Origin of the sequence: Microbacterium sp. WCS2018Hpa-23, from assembly GCF_031843845.1 — a bacterium.
Lineage (GTDB): Bacteria > Actinomycetota > Actinomycetes > Actinomycetales > Microbacteriaceae > Microbacterium.
Genome location: NZ_JAVTIZ010000013.1, coordinates 1 through 23500, shown reverse-complemented (window position 1 = coordinate 23500; position 23500 = coordinate 1). Strand labels below are relative to the sequence as shown.

Sequence of the window (23500 nt, the reverse complement as noted above, 5' to 3'; positions counted from 1 at the left end):
AAGACGAAAGGAGCACTCGTGCTCACATTCCCTGACGGCTTTCTCTGGGGCGCTGCGACCGCAGCCCATCAGGTGGAGGGGAACAACACGACCAGCAACTGGTGGGCCATGGAGCATGCTCCGGGCTCGCCGATGGTGGAGCCCTCGGGCGACGCCGCCGACCACTTCCACCGGTACCCGGAGGACATGCGTCTGCTGGCGGACGCCGGTCTGAACTCGTACCGCTTCTCGATGGAGTGGGCCCGTATCGAGCCCGAGCGCGGCTTCGTGTCTCGCGCGATGCTCGACCACTACCGCCGCATGATCGACACGGCGCGCGAGAACGGCCTCGATCCGACGGTGACCCTGATGCACTTCACGGTGCCGCAGTGGTTCCAGAAGGACGGCTTCTGGCGTGCCGACGACGCGGTCGACCTCTTCTCCCGTTATGTCGAGACGGTGCTTCCGATCCTCGAGGGCGTGAAATACGTCTGCACGATCAACGAGCCGAACATCGCGGCGATGCTCGCCGGGGGAGAGGATGCGGCCAACCTCGTCGCCTTCGGTCTGCCGAACCCCGACCTCGCGGTCGCCGACACGCTGCTCGACGCGCACCACCGCGCCTCCGAGATCCTGCATTCCGTCTCTGGTGTGCAGGCCGGATGGACGATCGCGACGCAGGCGTTCCACTCCACAGGCGAGCCGGGCGCCGACGAGATGCTCGCCGAATACGGCGACCCTCGCGACCACTGGTACCTCGATCAGTCGGCGGGCGACGACTTCGTCGGCGTGCAGGCGTACACGCGCACCTTCATCGGACCGGAGGGCCCTCGGCCCGTCGCGGACGATGTCGAGACGACCCTCACCGGGTGGGAGTTCTTCCCCGAGGCGCTCGAGATGGGCGTGCGCAGTGCGTGGGAGCGCAGCGGCGGAGTGCCGGTGCTCGTGACCGAGAACGGCATCGCGACCGGCGACGACACCCGACGCATCGCGTACACACAGGGCGCGCTCGAAGGTCTGCACCGGGCGATCTCCGACGGCATCGAGGTGAAGGCGTACCAGCACTGGAGCGCGCTCGACAACTACGAGTGGGCCAGCGGATTCCGGCCGACCTTCGGTCTGATCGGTTTCGACCACCAGACGTTCGAGCGCTTCCCGAAGCCCTCGCTCGCCTGGCTCGGCGAGGTCGCACGTCGCAACGGGCTCTGAGACGGACGACCCCGGGGCACTGCCCCGGGGTTACCCTCGGATCATGAGCCATGCAACCCGTACGACGCGCGGTGACAGGCTCCGATCGGCGGCCGCCGGGCTCAGCTCGGCGGTCGTCGCGGTCGGTGTGGGAGAACTGATCGCGGCGGTCGTCGAGCCGAGCGCAAGCCCCTTCGCCGTGATCGGCGGCGGACTGATCGACCTCGCGCCCAGCTGGGCGAAGGATGCGGCGATCGCGCTCTTCGGCACCGGCGACAAGGTGGCACTGCTCATCGGGATCGCGATCGTGCTCGCGGGGGTGGCGGCGCTCGCCGGCATCCTGGAGTCCCGCCGGGCGGGCGTGGGGTCGGCGATCCTCGGCGCCCTCGGCGTGCTCGCGCTCGTGGCGGCGATGATCCGTCCGGGTGCGGGCCCCTTCGCCTGGCTCCCCGGTCTCGTCGCGGGGGTCACCGCGGTGGTCGCACTCCGCCTGCTCATGCGCACCGTGCATCCGGTTCCCTATCTTCGTGCCGAGCACGAGGAACGCAGACGGTTCCTGCTCTGGACCGCGGGTGTGGCTGCCGCAGGAGTCGCGGCGCTCGTCATCGGCACCGCCGCACGCGGTGCCACCCGCTCGATCGAGGCGGTGCGCACGATGCTCCGGCTGCCTGCGCCGACGACGGCGGCTCCCGCCGTGCCGGCCGCCGCCGAACTGGACATCCCCGGTCTCGCTGGCGTCGTCACCTCGAACACCGAGTTCTATCGCATCGACACCGCGCTGATCGTGCCGCGGATCGACCCGGCCGACTGGTCGTTGCGGATCCACGGGATGGTCGATCGCGAGGTCGTGATCACGTGGGACGAGCTGCTGACCATGCCGATGACCGAGTCGCACGTGACGCTCGCGTGCGTGTCGAATCAGGTCGGCGGGGATCTGATCGGCAACGCCCGCTGGCTCGGCCACCCGATCCGCGAGCTCCTCGCCCGCGCGGGGGTCGACTCGGATGCCGACATGGTGCTGTCCCGATCCTCCGACGGCTTCACAGCCTCCACCCCGATCGAGGCGCTCACCGATGACCGCGATGCCCTGCTCGCCCTCGGCATGAACGGCGATCCATTGCCCCTCGAGCACGGCTTCCCCGTGCGCATGGTGGTGCCTGGGCTCTACGGCTATGTCTCGGCGACCAAGTGGGTGACCGAGCTGGAGGTCACCCGGTTCGATCGGGCGTCCGCGTACTGGACCGACCGCGGGTGGTCGGAGCGAGGGCCGGTGAAGCTGCAGTCGCGGATCGACGTGCCGCGCCGAGGAACCCGGATCGAGTCTGGTGACGCCGTCATCGCGGGCATGGCCTGGCAGCAGCACGTGGGCATCGAGGGCGTCGAGGTGCGGATCGACGAGGGCCCATGGCGCCGTGCCGAGCTCGCTGCCGCGATCTCGGTCGACACCTGGGTGCAGTGGCGTCTGGACTGGGCGGCCACGAGCGGAGCGCACACGATCGAGTGCCGTGCGCTCAGCGCCGACGGCGAGACGCAGACGTCGGATCCGGCCGATGTCGTGCCCGACGGCGCCCAGGGGTGGCACCGCATCGAGGTGTCGGTCGCCTGAGCGTAACGACCCCTGCATGCCGCCTAGAATTGTCCCCATGCCCGCAGGCGAATCGTTCTACATCACCACGCCCATCTACTACCCCTCCGATGTGCCTCACATCGGTCACGGGTACACCTCGGTGGCGGTCGACGCGCTCGCGCGCTGGCACCGTCAGGGCGGCGATGACACGTGGATGCTCACGGGCACCGACGAGCACGGCCAGAAGATGCTCCGCGCGGCGGCGGCGAACAACGTCACCCCGCAGGAGTGGGTCGACAAGCTCGTCACCGAGGCGTGGTTCCCGCTGCTGAAGACCCTCGACGTGGCGAACGACGACTTCATCCGCACCACGCAGGAGCGTCACGAGACCAACGTGCAGACGTTCTTCCAGCGTCTCTACGACCGCGGCTACATCTACGCGGGCGAGTACGAGGCGCTGTACTGCGTGGGGTGCGAGGAGTTCAAGCCCGAGTCGGAGATCGTCGACGGCACCGGTCCCTTCGAGGGACTCAAGGTCTGCGCGATCCACTCGAAGCCGCTCGAGCTGCTGCAGGAGAAGAACTACTTCTTCAAGCTCAGCGAGTTCCAGGACCGCCTGCTCGAGCTCTACAAGACCCAGCCCGACTTCGTGCGTCCGGATTCGGCGCGCAACGAGGTCGTCTCCTTCGTCAGCCAGGGTCTGAAGGACCTCTCGATCTCGCGCTCGACGTTCGACTGGGGCATCCCGCTGCCGTGGGACGAGTCGCACGTCATCTACGTGTGGGTCGACGCGCTGCTCAACTACGCCACCGGAGTCGGCTACGGCTCCGACCAGGAGACGTTCGACCGTCGCTGGCCCGCGTACCACGTCGTCGGGAAGGACATCCTGCGCTTCCACGCCGTGATCTGGCCCGCACTGCTGATGGCCGCAGGCCTCGATGTGCCCAAGGGCGTGTTCGCGCACGGCTGGCTGCTCGTCGGCGGCGAGAAGATGTCGAAGTCGAAGCTCACCGGCATCGCGCCGACCGAGATCACCGACGTCTTCGGATCCGACGCGTACCGCTACTACTTCCTGTCGGCGATCGCGTTCGGTCAGGACGGCTCGTTCTCGTGGGAGGACCTGTCGGCCCGATACCAGTCCGAGCTCGCCAACGGCTTCGGCAACCTGGCCTCGCGAACCACGGCGATGATCGAGAAGTACTTCGAGGGCATCGTGCCGCCGCCCGCCGAGTACACCGAGAAGGACCTCGCGATCCAGAAGATCGTGGCGGATGCCGCCTCGAACGCGGATGCCGCCATCGAGCAGTTCCGCATCGACGAGGCGATCTCGTCGATCTGGACGATCGTCGACGCGCTCAACGGCTACATCACCGAGAACGAGCCGTGGGCGCTGGCCAAGCAGGCGAACAGCGGAGACGAGGCTCAGCGTGGTCGCCTCGGCACCGTGCTGTACACGTGCGCAGAGGGCCTGCGCGCCCTCGCGGTGCTGCTCTCGCCGGTCATGCCGCAGTCGACCGAAAAGCTGTGGGTCGCCCTCGGCGCCGCCGAGAGCCTCGGACGCCTGCAGGACCAGCCGATCCGCGAGGCAGGCTCGTGGGGCGTGCTGCGCCCGGGCACGAGTGTCAACGGCATCGCGCCGCTGTTCCCGCGTGTGGAGTCCGCCGCCTGAGCATGACGTACGTGCAGCAGCGAGACGGCGACGGACGCAAGGACCTCCGGTATCCGGCGGCCCCCGAGCCGCTCGCCGTGCCCGTCTACGACAACCATGCGCACCTCGAGATCCTCGACGGTGACGAGCCGCTGTCGTTGACCGAGCAGCTCGACCGCGCAGCGGCCGTGGGCATCGCGGGCGTCGTGCAGGCCTCGGGCGACATCGAGTCGTCCCGCTGGGCTGTGGAGGCCGCGGCATCCGACCCCCGCGTGCTCGCAGCTGTCGCGATCCACCCGAACGATGCTCCCGCGTACGCCGAGCAGGGGCGCCTCGGCGGTGTCGATCTCAGTGACGCGATCGCGGTGATCGACGAACTCGCCGCGCACCCGCGCACCCGGGCGATCGGTGAGACCGGTCTCGACTTCTTCCGCACCGAGCCGGAGCGCCGCGCGCCGCAGTTCGAATCGTTCGAGGCGCACATCGCACTCGCCAAGAAGCACGGCATCGCGATGCAGATCCATGACCGCGACGCGCACGACGCGGTGCTCGAGACCCTGGCTCGTGTGGGGGCTCCCGAGAAGACCGTGTTCCACTGCTTCTCGGGCGATGACGCGATGGCGAGGATCTGCGCGGATGCGGGGTACCACCTGTCCTTCGCGGGCAACGTCACGTTCAAGAACGCGCAGAACCTGCGCGATGCCCTGAAGGTGACGCCGCTCGATCGCATCCTCGTCGAGACCGACGCCCCGTTCCTCACTCCGACGCCGCTGCGCGGACGGCCCAACGCCCCGTACCTCGTGCCGATCACGGTGCGGTTCATGGCGGCCGAGCTCGGCATCGAGGTCGACGAGCTCAGCGCCCAGTTGGCTGCGAACACACTGCGGGTCTACGGCTCGTTCGACTGAGTCACCGGCGAACCACCACGGCGCCGTGAGTCCCCACACCTCGGCGATCACGCCTTCGAGGGCCTGGCTCGGCGCTCGCGATCACATTCCGATGTATCGCAAGACCGTCACAGATACCGAGGACTCAGCGATGCGAGTCTCATCGGGCAGGGTGCTATTCGAGTGTCTTGCTGATCGAGATGAGGCGTACATGTTGAAATTGGAACCCCTTGCTCGGATGACTGCCACCACCGGCATCATCGCGGCCTTATGCATTGCTGGGGCGTCCCCTGCGGTCGCTGCTGACCCGGCTGACGACCCCAGTGCGCTGGAGATGATTGAAACGGCAACTCCAGGCAGCGAGAACGCAGAAGTCCTCGCTGTCCTCGAGAACGTCGGCATGGAGGACTACGTTGCTGCGATTCCCGCGAGGGACACACTCGTCACGATCCCCGTGGATGCAACAAGCGGCCTAGCCTTGGACCAAGGAGGAGATGTCGTCACCATCGGACTTCCTAATGCATCGCAGGCAGCGCCGGGGGTCGCTGATGAAGATGGTCTCGTGCATTTCGATAACGGGGACGGGTCTACCACCGTCCCCATCGTTCGTGAGGACGGAGTCGTCCAGATCACGACACTGATCGAAGGTCCCTCCGCACCAAAACGTTACGAGTATCCGATGACCGTTGCCGACGGTGGACAGCTCGTCGACGCGGGAGACGGCTTCTTTGCCATCCTCGACGCAGTCGGGCAGCCGGTTGCGATGATCGACCCAGCTCGGGCCAAAGACGCGGATGGTCGTGATGTGCCAACCCGGTACGAGCAGCAAGAGGACACTTTGGTGCAAATCGTTGAGCACGGCACCGATTTCACATATCCGATCGTTGCCGATCCCGCGGTGCGGGGTAACCTCATCACCGGCGTCGCCTATCCATCGAGCCCGTACGGGATCGTTGTGAGCGTCACACCTCGCTCGGGCTGGGCGATCACCCCGTTCGAAAACTGGTGGGCAGAATACAAGCTCTGGGTGGCGTCCTGGTACGAAGGAAACAAGTTCTATAACCAGCTGCGGTGTCATGTCGATGTAGCGCCATTCAAGTCACCATGGAATCTCGACGCTTGGCGTCCTGACGTGAGCTACAGCAACGTCTTGGCAGCAGCATGCAACCCTTAGGAGTGAGCGTGAAGCAGCGGACGAGACGAACGATGGCCGGCATCGGCTCCCTGGGTGCAACGCTCATCATCCTCGCAATAGTCATGGCGATTGCTGAGGGGTACGTCTCTGATGCGACATATACGACAGGGAACCTCGCCCCCGCTGCTCTCACGGGTCTCGTCGGGGCGGGCCTCATGCTCCTCGGATTTGGCAGCATCCTCTTCCGCAGAGAATGACCGCACCGTGGCCACATCGGCTCGGACATGGAACCGCGGCTATCGCAGGTTGACCCCGCCACGTGTAAGGGCGGCGGGGTCAGCTTCGCCAGGGCAGGATCACTCAAGGAGGCGCAGCCGCTCAGTGCGCCGACGCCGCTGCATGGCCAACACGCTGCGGGTCTACGGCTCGTTCACCTGAGTCTCGATCGCCTGCGTGTCGGATACCGGCTTCGCAGAGACGATCTGCGAGATCGGCTTCCAGACGAGCACGAGCGTGAGCGCGGCCCCGACGAACGCGAACCACCACGGTGCCGTGAGACCCCAGACCTGGGCGATCACCCCGCCGAGGGCCTGGCCGATCACCATGCCGCCGAACACCCCCACCATGTTGACGGATGCGACCCTGCCCTGCAGCTCGGCGGGCACCAGACGCTGACGCACGGTGGTCGAGACGGTGCCCCAGACGAAGGCGTAGGCGCCGAACACGAACATGATCACGAGCGCCACCCATCCGGCGGTCGTGAGGGCGAAGGCCAGATGCATCAGCACCTCGAGCGACAGCACCACGCGCATCAGGGTGGCGAACGACACGTGGCGTTCGAGCCACCCGAAGCACACCGTGGCGAGGATGCCGCCCGCAGCGGATGCCGTCGTCAGGGCTCCGTAACCCACGGCGCCCATGTTCAGGTGCTCGGTGGCGTAGAGCACGAGCACGCCCCAGGGAGCGGCCCAGGTCACGTTGAACACCAGGATGATGAGCACCAGCATCCGCACCGGCGGGTTCTGCCACAGCCAGCGGAGCCCCTCGCCGATGTCGGTGTGGACATGCGTCTTCTCGGCGTCGCCCGTCGCCCGAGGGGGCACCGGCGTCCGTGCCATGCGCGAGATCAGCACGACCGCGAGGAGGACGCAGAGGATCTCGAGCAGGAACGGCCAGGCGGTGCCCGCGGCGAAGAGGAAGGCGCCGAGCGGGGGACCGGCGAACTGATTCGCGACCAGATATCCCGCCTGCAGTCGCGCGTTGCCGATGCCGAGATCGGCGGGCTTCACGAGCATCGGCAGCAGCGTGCTGCCTGCCGTGTCGACGAACACCTCGGCGGTTCCGTAGAGAAAGGCCACCGCGAGCACGATCCAGATGTTGGCCGTGCCGGTCAGCAGGAAGACGCAGAGGCCCGCGAGCACGACGGCCCGCGCGGCGTTGGCGAACATCACCAGGCGACGGCGGTCGAATCGGTCGGCGATCGCACCCGCATGCAGGCCGAACAGCAGCCACGGCAGGAACTGCATGATGGCGCCGGCCGCGACGAGGATCGGCGACGACGTCATCGACGCGATGAGCAGGGGAGCGGCAGCGAGAGCGACGCCGTCTCCGACGTTGCTCGTCCACGATGACGCGAGCAGCCAGCGGAAATCCCCGCCCATGCGCCGTGGTGCGATCAGTTCACCGAGGGAGGGCATCACAGAAGACTACTGGCCGGTTCGGACACTGATGGTGGTGGGGGACAATGGAGCAATGACAGTCACCCTGCTCGGCGCCACCGAGATCCGCCGGCTCGCCGCCGAGCTCGATGTCACCCCGACCAAGAAGCTCGGACAGAACTTCGTCGTCGACGCGAACACCGTGCGCAAGATCGTGCACGCCGCTCGCGTGCAGCCGGGGGAGCGGGTCGTCGAGGTGGGGCCGGGGCTCGGCTCGCTCACACTCGCGATCCTCGAGGCCGGGGCATCCGTCACCGCCGTCGAGATCGATCACCGGCTCGCCGCCCGACTCTCGCAGACCGTCGTCGAACACGGAGTGCCGGCCGAGATGCTCACGGTCGTCGACGCCGACGCGCTGCGCATCACCGAGCTGCCCGGCGAACCCACCGTGCTCGTGGCCAACCTGCCCTACAACGTCTCGGTCCCGGTGCTGCTGCACTTCCTCGAGCACTTCTCGTACCTGAAGCGCGGTGTCGTGATGGTGCAGGCCGAGGTCGCCGAGCGCATCGCGGCCAAGCCCGGCTCCAAGATCTACGGCACCCCGAGCGTCAAGGCGGCCTGGTACGGCGAGTGGAAGCTCTCCGGCACCGTGTCTCGTCAGGTCTTCTGGCCGGTGCCCAACGTCGACAGCCTCCTTGTCGGCTTCGACCGGTCGGAGGGCGAGCGCGGCACGGAGGACGAACGCCGACTCACCTTCAAGATCGTGGATGCCGCCTTCAACCAGCGCCGCAAGATGCTGCGTCAGGCGCTGTCCGACCTCTTCGGCAGCTCCGCCGCGGCATCCGAGATCCTGATCGCGGCAGGAGTCGCGCCGACCGCTCGTGGCGAGGACCTCACGGTCGAGGACTATCACCGTGTTGCGCGGCAGGTCGCTCAGATCGAAGACGCCGTCGTCACCGACTAACCTGGCACCGTGACCGACTCTCCCCGCTTCCGTCCGAACATCCCCGAGCTGCACCGTCCGTATGCCGCCGACGAGAGCCGCTACCAGCAGTTCGAGTACCGCCAGGTGGGCACCTCGGGCCTGTTCCTGCCGCCCATCTCGCTGGGGCTGTGGTGGAACTTCGGCGACAACATCCCGATCGACAACCAGCGTGCGCTGCTGCGTCATGCGTTCGACCGCGGCATCACGCACTTCGACCTCGCGAACAACTACGGCCCGCCGTACGGCTCGGCCGAGAAGAACTTCGGGCGCATCTTCGCCGAGGACTTCCGCCCCTACCGCGACGAGCTGATCATCTCGTCGAAGGCCGGCTGGGACATGTGGCCCGGACCCTACGGCGACTTCGCGAGCCGCAAGTACATCCTCGCGAGCGCCGAGCAGTCGCTGACCCGCATGGGCCTCGACTACGTCGACATCTTCTACTCGCACCGCGCCGACCCGGTGACTCCTGTCGCCGAGACGGTCGCGGCGCTCGACACGCTCGTGCGCCAGGGCAAGGCGCTCTACGTCGGCATCTCGTCGTACAGCGCCGAGCGCACGGCCGAGGCGGTCGCCGTCGCCACCGAGCTCGGCACGCCGCTGGTGATCCACCAGCCCGCGTACTCGATCCTCAACCGCTGGGTGGAGGACGGTCTCACCGAGACCCTCGAGCAGGCCGGGGTCGGCGCGATCGCGTTCACGCCGCTCGCCCAGGGCCTGCTCACTGACAAGTACCTCGGCGACGGCACCGCTGCGCGCGCGCAGAAGCGCGGGTCGCTTCCCGAGGCTCCGCTGTCGGATGCCGCGGTCGAGACGCTCCGGTCGCTGAACGAGATCGCGAAGGAGCGCGGGCAGTCGCTCGCGCAGCTGGCGATCCAGTGGACGCTGCGCAACCCCGTGGTCGCCTCCGCGCTGGTCGGAGCATCGCGCCCCGAGCAGCTCGACGAGAACATCGCCGCGGTGAACGGCCCCGCCTTCACCGACGAGCAGCTCACCCGCATCGATGAGGCCGCAGGCTCCATCGACGTCGACCTGTGGGCGTCGTCCACGGAGCTGTGACGGGAACACCCAGATGAGCTTCGCCGCCCCCGTCGACTCGGTACACGTCCGCGCCCCGGGAAAGATCAACGTCTACCTCGGTGTGGGTGGTCGTCACGACGACGGCTACCACGCGCTCGCGACGGTGTTCCAGGCGGTGTCGCTGTACGAGGACGTGATCGCCAGGCACGCCGACGACTTCTCGATCACGGTGTCGGGTGTCGACGACCCCGACTCCGTGCCGCTGGATGATCGGAACCTCGCCATGCGGGCGGCGAAGCTGCTCGCCACAGCGGCCGATTACGACGGCGGGGTCGCGCTCGAGATCCGCAAGAGCGTGCCGGTCGCCGGCGGCATGGGCGGCGGATCGGCGGATGCGGCTGCGGCCCTCGTCGCGTGCGACGCCCTGTGGGGCACCGGCTTCTCGACAGCTCGTCTGCACGAGCTCGGCGCTCGTCTCGGCGCCGATGTGCCGTTCGCGCTGCACGGCGGCACCGCGGTCGGCACCGGTCGCGGTGACCAGCTGAACCCGGCGCTCGCCCGCGGCCGCTTCGACTGGGTGCTCGTCCAGAGCGAGGAGGGGCTCTCGACGCCGGTGGTCTATGCCCGGCTCGACGCCCTGCGCGATGACGAGGGCGCTCTCGCCGACGATCCGCCGCTCTCGCTGGAGGTGCCGGCACCCGTGCTCCAGGCGCTGCGCTCGGGAGATCCGGATCTGCTGGCCGAGAGCATCTACAACGATCTGCAGGAGGCCGCTCTCTACGAGCGCCCTGAGCTCGAGACGACGATCCTGCGCGGCATCCATGCCGGAGCCCTGCAGGGGATCGTGTCGGGCTCCGGCCCCACGGTCGCTCTGCTGTGCGCGAGCCCCGAGGGTGCGCAGGAGGTGCAGTCGCTGCTGCGCGAGCACGGCCTCGAGTCGCTGCATGTGCATGGCCCCGTGCAGGGCGCCCGCATCATCTCCTGAGCGGTCGCGGCAGCCCCTCGGCACCCGCTCAGCACCCACGCGGCACGGCACCGGCGTGCGCTCGGTGCGTCTGGCATACATAATGTAGAGACGATGTGACCGTGCACATACAAGGAGGTCTGTGATGTCGACGGCCTCCGAGCGTGCCCGCATGCCCAGTATCCGCGACGTCGCGCGCCTCGCAGGAGTGTCGCATCAGACCGTCTCCCGGGTGCTGAACGACCACCCGAGCATCCGCCCTGAGACCAAGGCCAAGGTCCTCGACGCCATCGCGGTGCTCGACTACCGCCCGAACCTCGCGGCACGGGCGTTGGTGACGAGCAAGTCCAACATGCTCGGCATCCTCGCAGCGACCGTGGGCGAGTTCGGTCCCACCTCTTCGATCGTCGGCATCGAGGATGCGGCGCGCGAGGAGGGGTATTCGGTCTCGACCCTGAATCTCTCGGCCACGACTCCCGAAGCCATCGGCAGCGCTCTCAGGCAACTCGCCCGAGAGCAGGTCGACGGCATCGTGGTGCTGGCACCGCAGGTGCGGGCGTTCCATGTGCTCCGCGGAATGGCGGTCGAGATCCCGTTCGTGTCGCTGCAGACGGCGTCAGGCTCCGACGGCGTGAGCCTGTCGGCCGACCAGGTCGCCGGTGCACGAAAGGCCACCGAGCATCTGATCGGTCTCGGGCACAGCGACATCATCCACATCGCAGGTCCCCAGGACTGGATAGAGGCGGAGTCGCGCATGCGCGGCTACCTGGATGCCCTGCGCGAGGCCGACCTGCCGACCTTCCCGCCCATCCGCGGAGACTGGACGGCGGACTTCGGCTACTTCGCGGGGCAGGAGCTCTCGCGCAGGCGTGACTTCACGGCCGTGTTCGTCGCGAACGATCAGATGGCGATCGGGCTGCTGCACGGATTCAGGGATGCGGGCATCCGCGTGCCGGAGGACGTGAGCGTCGTCGGGTTCGACGACATCCCGGTGGCGGCGCATGTCGCGCCGACGCTGAGTACCGTGCATCAGGACTTCCCCGAGCTCGGTCGCAGGGCCGTGAGGCTGCTGCTCGCCCAGATCCGCGGAGAGCAGGTGCCCCAGTTCGGGCCGCTGCAGACGACTCTGCGCACGAGGGAATCCTCGGCCCCTCGATAAGGCCACAATTTCGCTCGTGGTCTTGACACCGCCTGAGCGAGCGTAGACTATGTAAACCAATGTGAACGGTCACATCGAATGTGGCCGCCCGTCGCGAGGAAGATCTTGTGAGCACCACAGCAACGTTGCCGGTCGTGTCAGGCCCCATCCTGGAGATGCGTAGCATCACCAAGGAGTTCCCGGGGGTCAAGGCGCTGTCCGATGTGTCCATCACCGTCCGCGCAGGAGAGATCCATGCGATCTGCGGGGAGAACGGCGCCGGGAAGTCGACCCTGATGAAGGTCCTCTCCGGTGTGTACCCCTACGGCACGTACGAGGGGGACATCCTGCTCTACGGCGAGGAGCAGCGCTACCGCGACATCGCGGCGAGCGAGCAGGCGGGAATCGCGATCATCCACCAGGAGCTCGCGCTGATCCCCGAGCTCTCGATCACCGAGAACATCTTCCTCGGCAATGAGATCCGCCGCTTCGGACGTATCGACTGGCAGGCGCAGCGCCAGCGCACGGTCGAGCTGCTCGCCCGTGTCGGGCTGCGCGAAGACCCCGACGTCGCCGTCAAGACTCTCGGTGTCGGCAAGCAGCAGCTGATCGAGATCGCCAAGGCGCTCAACAAGGACGTCAAGCTCCTCATCCTCGACGAGCCCACCGCCGCCCTCAACGAGAACGACTCGCAGCACCTGCTCGATCTGATCCTGGGTCTCAAGGCCAAGGGCATCGCGTCGATCATGATCAGCCACAAGCTCAACGAGATCGAGCAGATCGCCGACGAGATCACGATCATCCGCGACGGTCGCACGGTCGAGACGCTCGACATCTCGCGCGGCGAGATCAACGAGGACAGGATCATCCGCGGGATGGTCGGACGCTCGCTCGAGAGCCGCTACCCCGACCGCACCCCCGAGATCGGCGAGGTCTTCTTCGAGGTCAAGGACTGGTGGGTGCAGCACCCGACTGTCTCCGAACGCATGGTCGTCAAGGGGTCGAACCTCAACGTCCGCCGCGGTGAGGTCGTCGGCATCGCAGGGCTCATGGGCGCGGGTCGCACCGAGTTCATGATGAGCATCTTCGGACGCTCGTACGGCAACTTCCAGGGTGGGCAGATCATCAAGGACGGCCGCGAGATCTCGATCCCGGATGTCTCCTCCGCCATCAAGCACGGGCTCGCCTACGTGAGCGAGGACCGCAAGGTGCTGGGCCTCAACCTGCTCGACACGATCAAGCGGTCGGTCGTGGCGGCCAAGCTGTCGAAGATCTCGAAGCGCGGCGTCGTCGACGAGCGCGAGGAGTACTCGGTCGCCGAGCGTTACCGCAAGGCGCTGCGCATCAAGACGCCCAGCGTCGAAGAGGGCGTCGGCAAGCTCTCGGGAGGAAACCAGCAGAAGGTCGTGCTGGCGCGGTGGATGTTCACCGACCCCGACCTGCTGATCCTCGACGAGCCCACCCGCGGCATCGACGTGGGCGCGAAGTACGAGATCTACGCGATCATCAACGAGCTCGCATCCCAGGGCAAGGGCGTCATCGTCATCTCCAGCGAGCTGCCAGAACTGCTCGGCATCTCCGACCGCATCTACACAGTCTTCGAAGGTCGGGTCACCGACTGCATCCCGGCCGACCAGGCGACACCCGAGGCACTCATGCGCAGCATGACCTCCGCGACTCAGAAAGCATCCGCATGACCACCGACCTCACGACAACGAAGCGTGGCTTCCACTTCAGCGACATCCGCAAGATGTTCGGAAGCAACGGCACCTCGTCACTGCGCCAGTTCGGCATCCTGGGCAGCCTCATCGTCATCATCGCCCTCTTCGAGATCCTGACGCTGCTGCGCAACGGACCGAACGGTGCGACGCTGACGTCGGGCAACCTGATCAACGTCATCAACCAGTACTCGTTCATCCTGATCCTCGCGATCGGCATGGTGATGGTCATCATCATGGGGCACATCGACCTGTCGGTCGGCTCGGTGGCGGCCTTCACCGGCATCATCGTCGCGAAGTCGATGGCCGACTGGAACCTCCCTTGGCCGGCGGCGATCCTGCTCGGTCTCGGCGTGGGTGCCCTCGTGGGTGCCTGGCAGGGATTCTGGGTGGCGTATGTCGGGGTGCCCGCGTTCATCGTGACGCTCGCCGGCATGCTCTTCTTCCGCGGCGCACAGCAATGGATCGGTGACGCTCAGACGATTCCGGTGCCCAAGGGCTTCCAGGTGATCGGCACCGGCTATCTGCCTGAGGTCGGGCTGCCTCTCGACTTCAACGTGCCGACCATGCTCCTCGCCCTGGTCGCCGTGGCGTGGCTGGTCTTCTGGGAGATCCGCACCCGTCGTCAGCAGCACAAGATGGGCTCCGACAGTGCGCCTCTGTGGGTCAGCGTGGTCAAGGTCGTGCTGATCTCGGTCGTCGTCCTCGCGGCTGCGTGGATGTTCGCGACCGGTCGCCCCGGCACGAGCTTCCCGGTTCCCGGTCTGATCCTGCTCGCTCTGGTCATCATCTACTCGTTCATCACGCGGAACACCGTGTTCGGACGTCACATCTACGCCGTGGGTGGTAACCGCCAGGCCGCGCGCCTCTCGGGTGTCAAGGACCGATGGGTCGACTTCTTCGTCATGATGAACATGTCGATGATGGCCGCTCTCGCCGGCATGATCTTCGTCGCCCGTTCGCAGGCATCCGGACCCAACGACGGCACGGGCTGGGAGCTCGACGCCATCGCCTCCGTCTTCATCGGTGGCGCTGCCGTCGCCGGTGGTATCGGAACGGTCATCGGGTCGATCATCGGTGGTCTCGTCATGGCCTTCCTCAACAACGGTCTGGCGCTTCTCGGCCAGGGCGCCGACGTCGTCTCGATGATCAAGGGCCTCGTGCTCCTGCTCGCGGTCGGCATCGACGTGTGGAACAAGCAGCAGGGCCGCCCGTCGCTCATCGGTCTGCTCACGCGCCGGTCCGCTCTCAGGAGCGACCCGGAGGCCAACGCGATCTTCGAGCCCAACAAGACTTACCAGGCTCCGCCCGTCGACAAGACGCGGAGCGAGTAAGCGGATTCGTCGCGCAGTGCTCGCGCGCAGGATCCGTCACACCACCACACAGAAAGAGATCACATGAAGAAGATCATCGTCACAGCGACAGCGCTCGTCGCGACGGCTGCCTTCGCACTCACGGGTTGCTCCGGTGAGCGCGGCGGCGGAACCGACACGGGCTCTGGCGAAGAGGCCGCAGCGGGCTTCGCGGCAGACTCCACGATCGGCGTCGCGCTTCCTGACAAGACCAGTGAGAACTGGGTCCTCGCTGGCGACTTGTTCAAGAATGGCCTTGAGAAGGCCGGCTTCAAGGCCGATGTCCAATACGCTCCCGCGAGCAACACCGTCGCGGAGCAGCAGAACCAGATACAAGCCCTTGTCACCAACGGCGCCAAGGTCATCATCATCGGCGCGAAGGACGGCAAGCAGCTCGCCACGCAGGTGCAGGCCGCCAAGGACGCCGGCGCGTACGTGATCGCGTACGACCGTCTCATCGAGAACACCGAGGCTGTCGACTACTACGTCGCATTCGACAACTTCAAGGTCGGCCAGCTGCAGGGCCAGGCTCTGCTCGACGGTCTCGCCGAGCGTGCCGGTCACGAGGCTCCGTACAACATCGAGCTCTTCTCCGGTTCGCCTGACGACGCCAACTCGAAGGTCTTCTTCGACGGCGCCATGGACGTGCTGAAGCCGGAGATCGACAACGGCAACCTGGTCGTCGTGTCGGGTCAGACCGAGATCGCGCAGACCGCGACCGAGGGCTGGCTTCCGGAGAACGCTCAGAACCGCATGGACACCCTGCTGACCTCGTCGTACAGCGGTGACACCGTCGTCGACGGTGTGCTGTCCCCGAACGACACCCTTGCTCGCGCCATCATCACCTCGGTGCAGCAGGCCGGCAAGCCGGTTCCGGTCGTCACGGGTCAGGACTCCGAGGTCGAGTCGGTGAAGTCGATCATGGAGGGCATCCAGTACTCCACGATCAACAAGGACACCGCGCTGCTCGTCGAGCAGTCGATCAAGATGGTCGGCCAGCTGCAGAAGGGCGAGGAGGTCGACGTCAACGACACCGAGTCGTACGACAACGGTGCCAAGGTCGTTCCCGCTTACCTGCTCGACCCGATCATCGTCACCAAGGAGAACGCTGCCGAGGCGTACGCCAACGTGCCGAGCCTCCTCGAGATCGTGAAGTCGTACCAGTAAGCGATTCCGCTCGAACAGCGACGAGCCGTCCGGACCTTCGGGTCCGGGCGGCTCGTTGCCATGTCGGGTCGACTTTTCACACCGCGCGCGGGCGAGCCGCTGGCGGATAGCGGCCGTCCTGTCGGAGGACGTCCGCACACGGTGCGCTAGCCCCAGAGGGGGTCGTCGGGATCGGGAGAGTCTGTGCCGTCGGCATCTGTCATGATGCGCGCTTCAGCGATCCACGACGTCAGAGGGCCATCGCGGAGGAGATGAGGTCGCGGTGTGTCGAGCAAAGCGGAGGCGGTCACCTTGTCCAGCGGCTCATCGCTCGCGAAAATGACGACGTTCCCGAGCGGCCCTTCCGCATCTTCCGGCTCTGCGTCGAGCACGACAGCGACGTGATCGAACACGGTGCTCAGGGTCGCGGCCTGTCGTCGTGAGTATTCGAACGGATGCCCGTCGAGCAGGTTCACGGCGACTACGCCCGCTGCTGCGGAGCGCGCGGCGACCCGGCGATAGAACTCCTGGCTGGCCACACGATGCCGGATGACGGCGGCATCCCAGAGATCGACGACGGTGAAGCACGCCTCCACCCAATCGGTGTCGATTGCGGTGCGATAACTCGCTGCGTCGTCAAGTCCGGGGGACGGAGATGACTGCACCGGCGATGTCTTCTCATTCGGAAGAGCGGCGTCCGCGACCGTCCGAGCGTCACCGAAGATGACTCGTATGTCAGACCCGGGAGGCAATGGCAGTGCGTCGATGACGGCGGCGTAGAGCGCGGGTTCGAACTCCACCACCAGCTGAGGTGATCCGGCGCGCGTCGCCTGGACGTAGCGCGCCAGCGTGAGTGCTCCGGCCCCCAGATGCACGGTGAACAGCGGCGCATCAGGCTCCGCGGCGGCATCCAGTGCGCGGGCGATGTGTTGGGTGTAGCTGTACTCGAGGGCGGTGGGTTCGGTGATCGAGACGACGGACTGCGCAACTCCATCCACGCTGAGCTCGAAGCGACCGGGTCGCCTTCTCGACTGCACCAGCTTTGCCTTGCGGTTGGCTAATGAGAGCGAGAACATCCGGCGACTCCATGGCACCTGTCTAGTTTAGGCCGGAGGGAATCGGTCGGCGGCTGCCTCTCGAGGAGCAGAGCGCCGTAGGCGAATATGCTCGCGGAGGGCCGAGCCTCTTCGAGATCGTCGAGTCGTACGAGAAAGCGATCAGCCAGCTGACAGAACAGGGCCGCTCGGACCTTCGGGGCCGGGGGCTCTTTCTTGTTGGCGTGCTGCTGCGGTGCGTTCTTCAGCAGCCTATGCCGGCCGGGTTCTCGTCGCAGGTGTGGGCGACGAGCGCGGTGCGGGCCTCGAGGATGCGGATCTCCTGCGTGGCCCCACGGGTCGTGAGCTGCCCGGGAACGTCGATCCAGCCGGCGCCGAGGTCCACCTGCGCGGTGTATCGGATGTCCACCCGGGCTGGGTACACGCCGGGTTCGCGATACACGTGGCTCGTCGCGGTGGGGGTGAACTGCGCCTGACCCAGCGCCGCCCAGGTCTGCCCCGGGCTCGTCACGGTCGAGGTGCTGCCATCGCCGTACGTGTAGTCGTATCCGGCCGGGGTGAAGCGGACGCGGAGGGGGATGCCGAACAGCTCGCCGTTCTGGATCTGCGATGTTGCTGCGCCGATGAAGTTCGTCGGCATGCCGGCGATCCCGAGGTTTCCCGGTTCGGAAGCCGCAAGGACGGATGCCGGGGCGAACCGCGCGAGGTCGGAGATGACGATCGTCGGTATGCCAGTCGCCGGCGGGGGCGTCCCCGGGGCAGCGGGCCGGTTCAGACGGGGCGCACATCGCGTGGTGCCCGAGTCGTCCATGCACGCCGCGAGATCGATCGCCTCCTGGCTCGGCCCCGATGGTCCGCGCTGTGCGTCGGGCCCTCCACCGCTGCGGGGTGGGCCGGAGTTCGAGTCGGTTCCCGGCTGCTCCTGCGTGCCGGAGATATCGAGTGACGTGCCGTCGGTTGAGCCGCAGAGGCCGACGCGCGACGCCGCTATCGTGCAAGTGCTCATCGCGGCCGCATCTGTCGCAGCCCAGCCGAGTGCCAGCGATAGTCCTATGCAGGCAGACGCTACATGGATCAACATGTCGATCCATCAACGGCTGATTCGTTCGAGATGCGCAGTGAGTCCTCTGCGCCGAGGAACACCACCCGCTGAGTGATCTTGTCCTCCCTGCCGAGCGGCGTCACGTCCACTCCCGACCTATCTATCAATGAGACATCCGAAACATCGATGCAGACAATCCCGGTCATCGTGGGAGTGTCTCCGTCGAGATCGGCCGTCTCTGCCGCGAACGTCACAATGGCTGCGTCGCCAGAGACTTGCAGATCCCCTGATGCGAGAAGGTTCTGGGTGTCGATGTCGCCTTCGAGCGCCAGGCCGGTTAAGTACTGTTGCGGATCGGCTTCGGCTCCACCTGTCCCGTTTGCCCGGGCGTTCACCGCATCGTTGTACGCCCGGTACACCTCTTCTGCAGCTGCGAACGCCTCCTCCTCGCTGGCGAACGCAGGCGTCGAAGTCGGTGTCGGGGAGGACGCCGGCGTCGGCGCGCATCCCGTGAGACAACCGAGCGCCACGGTCAGCACGCCAGCAGCCAGCGCGAGAGCACGCACAGACGGGCGCGTCCGCTGCATCCGCATCCCATCAGGCATGGTCGACCGACCACTGCAGACCGATGTAGAACCGGTATACCTTCTCGGCGTCCGCCGACGTTCTTTCATCAGCGAAGCCTGCGTCCCGTCCGGGCGTCACGATAGCCGCTGATGCACAGCCCGCGAAAGCGCAGGTCATGAGCAAGATGCTGACAACCGAGCTCAATCGCGTGCGCGTGGAGATAACTGGATTTTGAGGAGGAGTCATCGCGCCACCGTAGTGAAATCACGCTCCGCGGCGTCGCGGTTGTCCACAGCCCTGGGATTCCGCGCACGCCGAAACCGTCAGAACGGAGCGCGCACGTCGTCGGACACGGTGAAGGTGACCGTGTTCGGTGCAGGAGGAGTGTCGATGTAGGTGCGGCCGGTCGGGCTCGTCCATTCGATGACTCCGCCCGGCTTCTGTTCGACGTGCCAGGGGGAGTGGTGTTTCAGGACGTGGTGTCGCCGACAGAACGACGCGAGGTTCGTCTCGCAGGTCGCGCCACCCGCCGACGCTGCGTGGTTGTGGTCGAGGTCGCATTTTCGCGCCGCTATCCCGCATCCGGGGAATCGACAGCGTTGGTCTCTCGCTCGAAGGTGTCGTCGGAGGTGCTTGCCGGGTCTGTATCGGTCGACCGCGAGCACCCGCCCGCTGATCGGATGAGTCATCACCCGATCCCACCCCGTGGCCGTGCCTGCGAGCTTTCGCGCAGTGTCTGTGTCGATGGGGATGGCGCCGTCGAGCTCTGCCGGCGGAGTCACGGAGCCCTCGCCGATCGGCATCTGGTCGCTCGACGCCGGACTCGCGTCATCTGCCATCAAGGTCGTCACCGGAACCGTGACCTCGATGCGTGCCGTGATCTCTGCGAGTAGCCCGTCTTCGGTGTCGTGCCCGGTCGGCGCACCGCTGAGCACCAAATCGGTGAGCAGATCGGCGCGGATCTCATCGATGGTCCGGTCGTCGGCTTCGAAGTCTCGTCCTTCTCGCTTCGCCTCCCGCTTCTGGCGAAGGTTCTCGTCGCGCAGCGAGTGCGCCATCTGCGAGAGGCGGTCGAACATGCCGTGGATCAATGCGGCGGGCGCGTGCGCATGCAACCCGGCCATTCCGTCTTCGCCGTCAGTCACCCAGACGCGCCGCTGAGCGCGCGCCTTGCGGTGTCGCTCCGTCACGGTCGTCGGAGCGAATCGCTCGGCAACTCGACGCGCCAGCGCGCGCAGCCTGTTGGGGGACTCGACTTCGGCGAGAGGAAGCATGATCGTCGCGTACGCCTGGCGGGCGCTCGGCGACTCGATGTGCGACCCGGCGTCGACGATGACCCGGGAATGTGCGGCGCTGATGCGACCCTGGCCCTGCGCCTCCCACACGGTCGGGAAGAGATCGATCAACATTCCGGCAGCTGCCATCCGCCGCTCGATGGTGCGATCGCTGACATGCTGCACCGTCGCGATCTCGGCGGCGATGGTGCGGATCGAGTGGTCGCCGCGATCAGGATGGTCACCCTGTTTCGCGATGTCGATCGCCAGCCGGCCCGCGATCGCAAGAAGACCGTCGCGAGCCGCCATCATGCTGCTCACCGTCGCCTCCGCGATCTGCAGCGACGTCACCAGATCGGCGAGTGTCGCCATCTGGGAATCCGTCGCGTCGAGCAGAGCTGTCATGCAATAAGTAGATCAGCAACCACCGACATTCGAACGTAGTTTCGAGACATACCGAAATCAATGTCATTACGAAGAGGTAACGAACTCTGGCACACTGGCGGGATGCTGCTTCACGCGATCGACGCAGAACCGGATGCGAATGCACACGCAGGGGACGCTCACGAACGCACGTCCACCGTCGTCTTGCTCCACGGGATGATGGGATCGTCCGAGAGCTGGTGGCGAGTGATCCCTCGCCTCACAGCGCAAGGGCACCGCGTGCTCGCGCTCGATCTGCCGGGCCATGGTCAGTCGCCGCGAGACCCGAACCTCACCATTGAACAGGCGGCGTCGTCCGTCGTCGAGACCGTGCAGAGCCTCGCGAACGGGCATCGGGTCGCCGCGATCGGGCACTCCTACGGGGCGAGCGTCCTCGCGGAGGCGGCGAGGGAGCTCAGTGCGGAACTTGCGGTCTACGTCGACGCGTCGCTCTCGCTCGTCGGCGGCCAGGACCGTTCACGCCTGACCGAGCAGTACACGCGGGATCGACGCGCTCGATCGTCTGTCGAAGACCTGCGAGCGTCACGCCCCTTCTATTCCGAGAGAGATGCAACAGTCGAGGCACGTGCGGCAGTGCGGTTCGACCCGGCGACTATGGCATCCGTCTCCTGCGGGACCGATCACGAGTGGCTTCTGGATGCAGGCTCGATCGTCATCCGCGCCGATCCGAGCAACTGGGTGACCGACGCCGATGTCGCGCGGTTCGAGCGTCGAGGCATCGACGTGCGGAGCATCCCGGGTGCCGCGCACACCGTCTGGTACAGCCATTTCGACGAGTTCATCGCATCAGTTCCCGAGCTCTTCGGCACTCCCGCTCAGAACCCCCTGCCATAGCCTCGACCCATGGCCACGGCACTTCCACCCTCACGCGCCACGCTCGCCGAGTTCGCCATCGCGAGCGCACACCAGGACGCGATCCTGAACCTGCCGGGCGGGCGCGGGTTGACCTGGCGGGCCGGAGACACGGTGCTCCGTCCGTCCGCAGGCGACGGCGAGACGGTGTGGAAGGCGACCGTCCTCGCCGAGTTGTCCCACTCCGCGGGGTTCCGCACCCCGCGTCCGATCGCCGCGCGATCCGGGGCGTGGACGGTCGACGGATGGGAGGCCTGGCAGTGGCTCCCGGGTGCTGCGGATGAGACGCGCGTGACCGACGTACTCGACGCGGGGGAGGCGTTCCACCAGGCGGTCCGGGGGCTCGATCGCCCCGACTTCCTCGATCAGGCCGACGATCCGTGGGCGAGATCGGACAGGATCGCGTGGGAAGAGGAAGAAGCGCCCGCGAACGCGACCCTCCATCGTCTGATCGCCGCCTTCCGTCCGGTATCGACGAAAGCCCAGATCATCCACGGAGATCTCCTCGGCAACGTGATGTTCGAGCCGGGACAGCCGCCGGCGATCATCGACTGGGCTCCGTACTGGCGTCCGGTCGGATTCGCCGACGCGATCGTGCTGGCCGACGCAGCATGCTGGCATGGACTCGATCCGACCGAGATGCTCAGGCTCGCAGACGAGAGAGCAGAAGGCCGTCAGTGCATCATCCGCGCCCTCGTGTTCCGCATCGCGACCTTCGAGCTCCTGGGCATCTGGGATGCCGAGATGGAGTCGCGCCACGCTCCCGCCGTTGCCGCAGCGCTCAGCTGACCGGCCCACCCAGCGTGCCCGGCTACCCTGGGAAGCAACATGGCACATCTTCTCGGGGCAGAAGCCCTTCACCTCGAATATCCGACCAGGGTCGTCTTCGACTCCGTGACCCTCGGCATCGAAGAAGGTGACCGCATCGGCATCGTCGGCCGCAACGGCGACGGAAAGTCGAGCCTCCTCGGCATGCTGGCCGGCATCAAGGAGCCGAACTCGGGCCGAGTCACGGTGCGCGGCGGCACGACCATCGGAGTCCTCGACCAGGCCGACACCCTCAGCGACGACCTGACCATCAGCGCTGCAGTGGTCGGTGACACCCCGGAGTACGAGTGGGCCGGCGATCCCCGCATCCGCGATGTGATCGAGGGACTGCTCAAGGATCTGCCCTGGGATGCCGAGATCGGCTCCCTCAGCGGTGGCCAGCGTCGTCGTGTCTCGCTCGCGAAGCTGCTCACGGGCGACTGGGACGTCATCGCCCTCGACGAGCCCACCAACCACCTCGACGTCGAGGCCATCACCTGGTTGGCCGGACACCTCAAGAAGCGGTGGAGCCCGAACTCCGGAGCGCTCATGGTCGTGACTCACGACCGGTGGTTCCTCGACGAGATCTGCACCGAGACCTGGGAGGTGCACGACCGCATCGTCGAGCCCTTCGAGGGCGGCTATGCGGCGTACATCCTGCAGCGCGTCGAGCGCGACCGCATGGCGGCGGCGACAGAGGCCAAGCGTCAGAACCTCGCCAAGAAGGAGCTCGCATGGCTCCGTCGAGGCGCACCCGCGCGAACCGCGAAGCCGAAGTTCCGCATCGATGCGGCCAACGAGCTCATCGCCGACGTGCCCGAGATCCGCGACAAGGTCTCTCTGCAGTCGCTCGCCGTCTCTCGTCTCGGCAAGGACGTCGTCGACCTGCTCGATGTCGGAGTGACCTACCCGACCGCCGACGGCGGCACCCGCGAAGTCCTCCGCGACGTCGAGTGGCGCATCGCGCCGGGCGAGCGCACCGGCATCCTCGGCGTCAACGGCGCCGGCAAGTCGACGCTGCTCGGACTCATCTCGGGCACGGTCGAGCCCACCGTCGGCCGCGTGAAGCGCGGCACG

The 23500-nt window shown here is 66.6% G+C and carries 21 protein-coding genes; 16 read left to right on the top strand and 5 right to left on the bottom strand.

The window, feature by feature from the left end; genetic code table 11:
• Positions 1-18 precede the first annotated feature (18 nt).
• The 6 genes from RQG77_RS18350 (at position 19) to RQG77_RS18325 (ending at position 6661) form a co-directional block, all read left to right on the top strand.
• Positions 19-1188: a family 1 glycosylhydrolase gene (locus RQG77_RS18350; protein ID WP_311246023.1), complete on the top strand. Its 1170-nt coding sequence runs from the start codon at positions 19-21 to the stop codon at positions 1186-1188.
• Between the two features lie 43 nt (positions 1189-1231).
• Complete coding sequence (locus tag RQG77_RS18345; protein WP_311246022.1) at positions 1232-2773, top strand: molybdopterin-dependent oxidoreductase; 1542 nt, start codon at positions 1232-1234, stop codon at positions 2771-2773.
• Between the two features lie 37 nt (positions 2774-2810).
• Positions 2811-4403, top strand: a complete 1593-nt coding sequence (gene metG, locus RQG77_RS18340) for a methionine--tRNA ligase (RefSeq protein ID WP_311246021.1) — start codon at positions 2811-2813, stop codon at positions 4401-4403.
• Between the two features lie 2 nt (positions 4404-4405).
• Complete coding sequence (locus tag RQG77_RS18335) at positions 4406-5290, top strand: TatD family hydrolase (RefSeq protein ID WP_311246020.1); 885 nt, start codon at positions 4406-4408, stop codon at positions 5288-5290.
• A gap of 217 nt (positions 5291-5507) precedes the next feature.
• On the top strand, positions 5508-6443 hold the full coding sequence (locus RQG77_RS18330; RefSeq protein ID WP_311246019.1) for a DUF2599 domain-containing protein: 936 nt from the start codon (positions 5508-5510) through the stop codon (positions 6441-6443).
• Between the two features lie 8 nt (positions 6444-6451).
• Positions 6452-6661, top strand: a complete 210-nt coding sequence (locus RQG77_RS18325) for a hypothetical protein (RefSeq protein WP_311246018.1) — start codon at positions 6452-6454, stop codon at positions 6659-6661.
• Between the two features lie 162 nt (positions 6662-6823).
• On the opposite strand, the gene RQG77_RS18320 is transcribed toward RQG77_RS18325, so the two are convergent.
• Positions 6824-8101, bottom strand: coding sequence for an MFS transporter (locus RQG77_RS18320; RefSeq protein ID WP_311246017.1), 1278 nt, complete (start codon positions 8099-8101; stop codon positions 6824-6826).
• A gap of 55 nt (positions 8102-8156) precedes the next feature.
• On the opposite strand from RQG77_RS18320, the gene rsmA reads away from it, so the two are divergent.
• From rsmA to RQG77_RS18285, 7 genes are all read left to right on the top strand, one after another.
• Positions 8157-9026, top strand: coding sequence for a 16S rRNA (adenine(1518)-N(6)/adenine(1519)-N(6))-dimethyltransferase RsmA (gene rsmA / locus RQG77_RS18315; protein WP_311246016.1), 870 nt, complete (start codon positions 8157-8159; stop codon positions 9024-9026).
• A 9-nt stretch (positions 9027-9035) separates the two neighbouring features.
• The gene (gene mgrA / locus RQG77_RS18310; RefSeq protein ID WP_311246015.1) at positions 9036-10103 is read left to right on the top strand and encodes an L-glyceraldehyde 3-phosphate reductase; all 1068 of its coding nucleotides are present in this window, start codon (positions 9036-9038) and stop codon (positions 10101-10103) included.
• Between the two features lie 13 nt (positions 10104-10116).
• On the top strand, positions 10117-11049 hold the full coding sequence (locus RQG77_RS18305) for a 4-(cytidine 5'-diphospho)-2-C-methyl-D-erythritol kinase (protein WP_311246014.1): 933 nt from the start codon (positions 10117-10119) through the stop codon (positions 11047-11049).
• A 151-nt stretch (positions 11050-11200) separates the two neighbouring features.
• Positions 11201-12187, top strand: coding sequence for a LacI family DNA-binding transcriptional regulator (locus RQG77_RS18300; RefSeq protein ID WP_311246013.1), 987 nt, complete (start codon positions 11201-11203; stop codon positions 12185-12187).
• 155 nt (positions 12188-12342) lie between these two features.
• Complete coding sequence (gene mmsA / locus RQG77_RS18295) at positions 12343-13863, top strand: multiple monosaccharide ABC transporter ATP-binding protein (protein WP_311246080.1); 1521 nt, start codon at positions 12343-12345, stop codon at positions 13861-13863.
• Positions 13860-15218, top strand: coding sequence for a multiple monosaccharide ABC transporter permease (mmsB, locus tag RQG77_RS18290; protein ID WP_311246012.1), 1359 nt, complete (start codon positions 13860-13862; stop codon positions 15216-15218). The genes mmsA and mmsB overlap by 4 nt, the downstream gene beginning before the upstream one ends.
• 63 nt (positions 15219-15281) lie before the next feature.
• On the top strand, positions 15282-16403 hold the full coding sequence (locus tag RQG77_RS18285; protein ID WP_311246011.1) for a substrate-binding domain-containing protein: 1122 nt from the start codon (positions 15282-15284) through the stop codon (positions 16401-16403).
• A gap of 146 nt (positions 16404-16549) precedes the next feature.
• Here the strand turns inward: RQG77_RS18285 and RQG77_RS18280 are convergent, their stop codons facing one another.
• The 4 genes from RQG77_RS18280 to RQG77_RS18265 all read right to left on the bottom strand — a co-directional run bounded on the left by RQG77_RS18280 (position 16550) and on the right by RQG77_RS18265 (position 20725).
• Positions 16550-17380, bottom strand: coding sequence for a hypothetical protein (locus RQG77_RS18280; RefSeq protein ID WP_311246010.1), 831 nt, complete (start codon positions 17378-17380; stop codon positions 16550-16552).
• A gap of 301 nt (positions 17381-17681) precedes the next feature.
• Entirely contained in the window at positions 17682-18443 is a 762-nt protein-coding gene (locus RQG77_RS18275; RefSeq protein WP_311246009.1) for a hypothetical protein, read from the bottom strand.
• A 68-nt stretch (positions 18444-18511) separates the two neighbouring features.
• Positions 18512-19153, bottom strand: a complete 642-nt coding sequence (locus RQG77_RS18270) for a hypothetical protein (RefSeq protein ID WP_311246008.1) — start codon at positions 19151-19153, stop codon at positions 18512-18514.
• A 216-nt stretch (positions 19154-19369) separates the two neighbouring features.
• A complete protein-coding gene (locus RQG77_RS18265) occupies positions 19370-20725 on the bottom strand; it encodes a DUF222 domain-containing protein (protein ID WP_311246007.1) in 1356 nt (451 codons plus the stop codon).
• 102 nt (positions 20726-20827) lie between these two features.
• On the opposite strand from RQG77_RS18265, the gene RQG77_RS18260 reads away from it, so the two are divergent.
• From RQG77_RS18260 to RQG77_RS18250, 3 genes are all read left to right on the top strand, one after another.
• Positions 20828-21598: an alpha/beta hydrolase family protein gene (locus tag RQG77_RS18260; protein WP_311246006.1), complete on the top strand. Its 771-nt coding sequence runs from the start codon at positions 20828-20830 to the stop codon at positions 21596-21598.
• A gap of 9 nt (positions 21599-21607) precedes the next feature.
• On the top strand, positions 21608-22405 hold the full coding sequence (locus RQG77_RS18255; RefSeq protein ID WP_311246005.1) for a phosphotransferase: 798 nt from the start codon (positions 21608-21610) through the stop codon (positions 22403-22405).
• Between the two features lie 39 nt (positions 22406-22444).
• Positions 22445-23500: ATP-binding cassette domain-containing protein (locus RQG77_RS18250; RefSeq protein ID WP_311246004.1), on the top strand; the 1056-nt coding region annotated here is incomplete at its 3' end.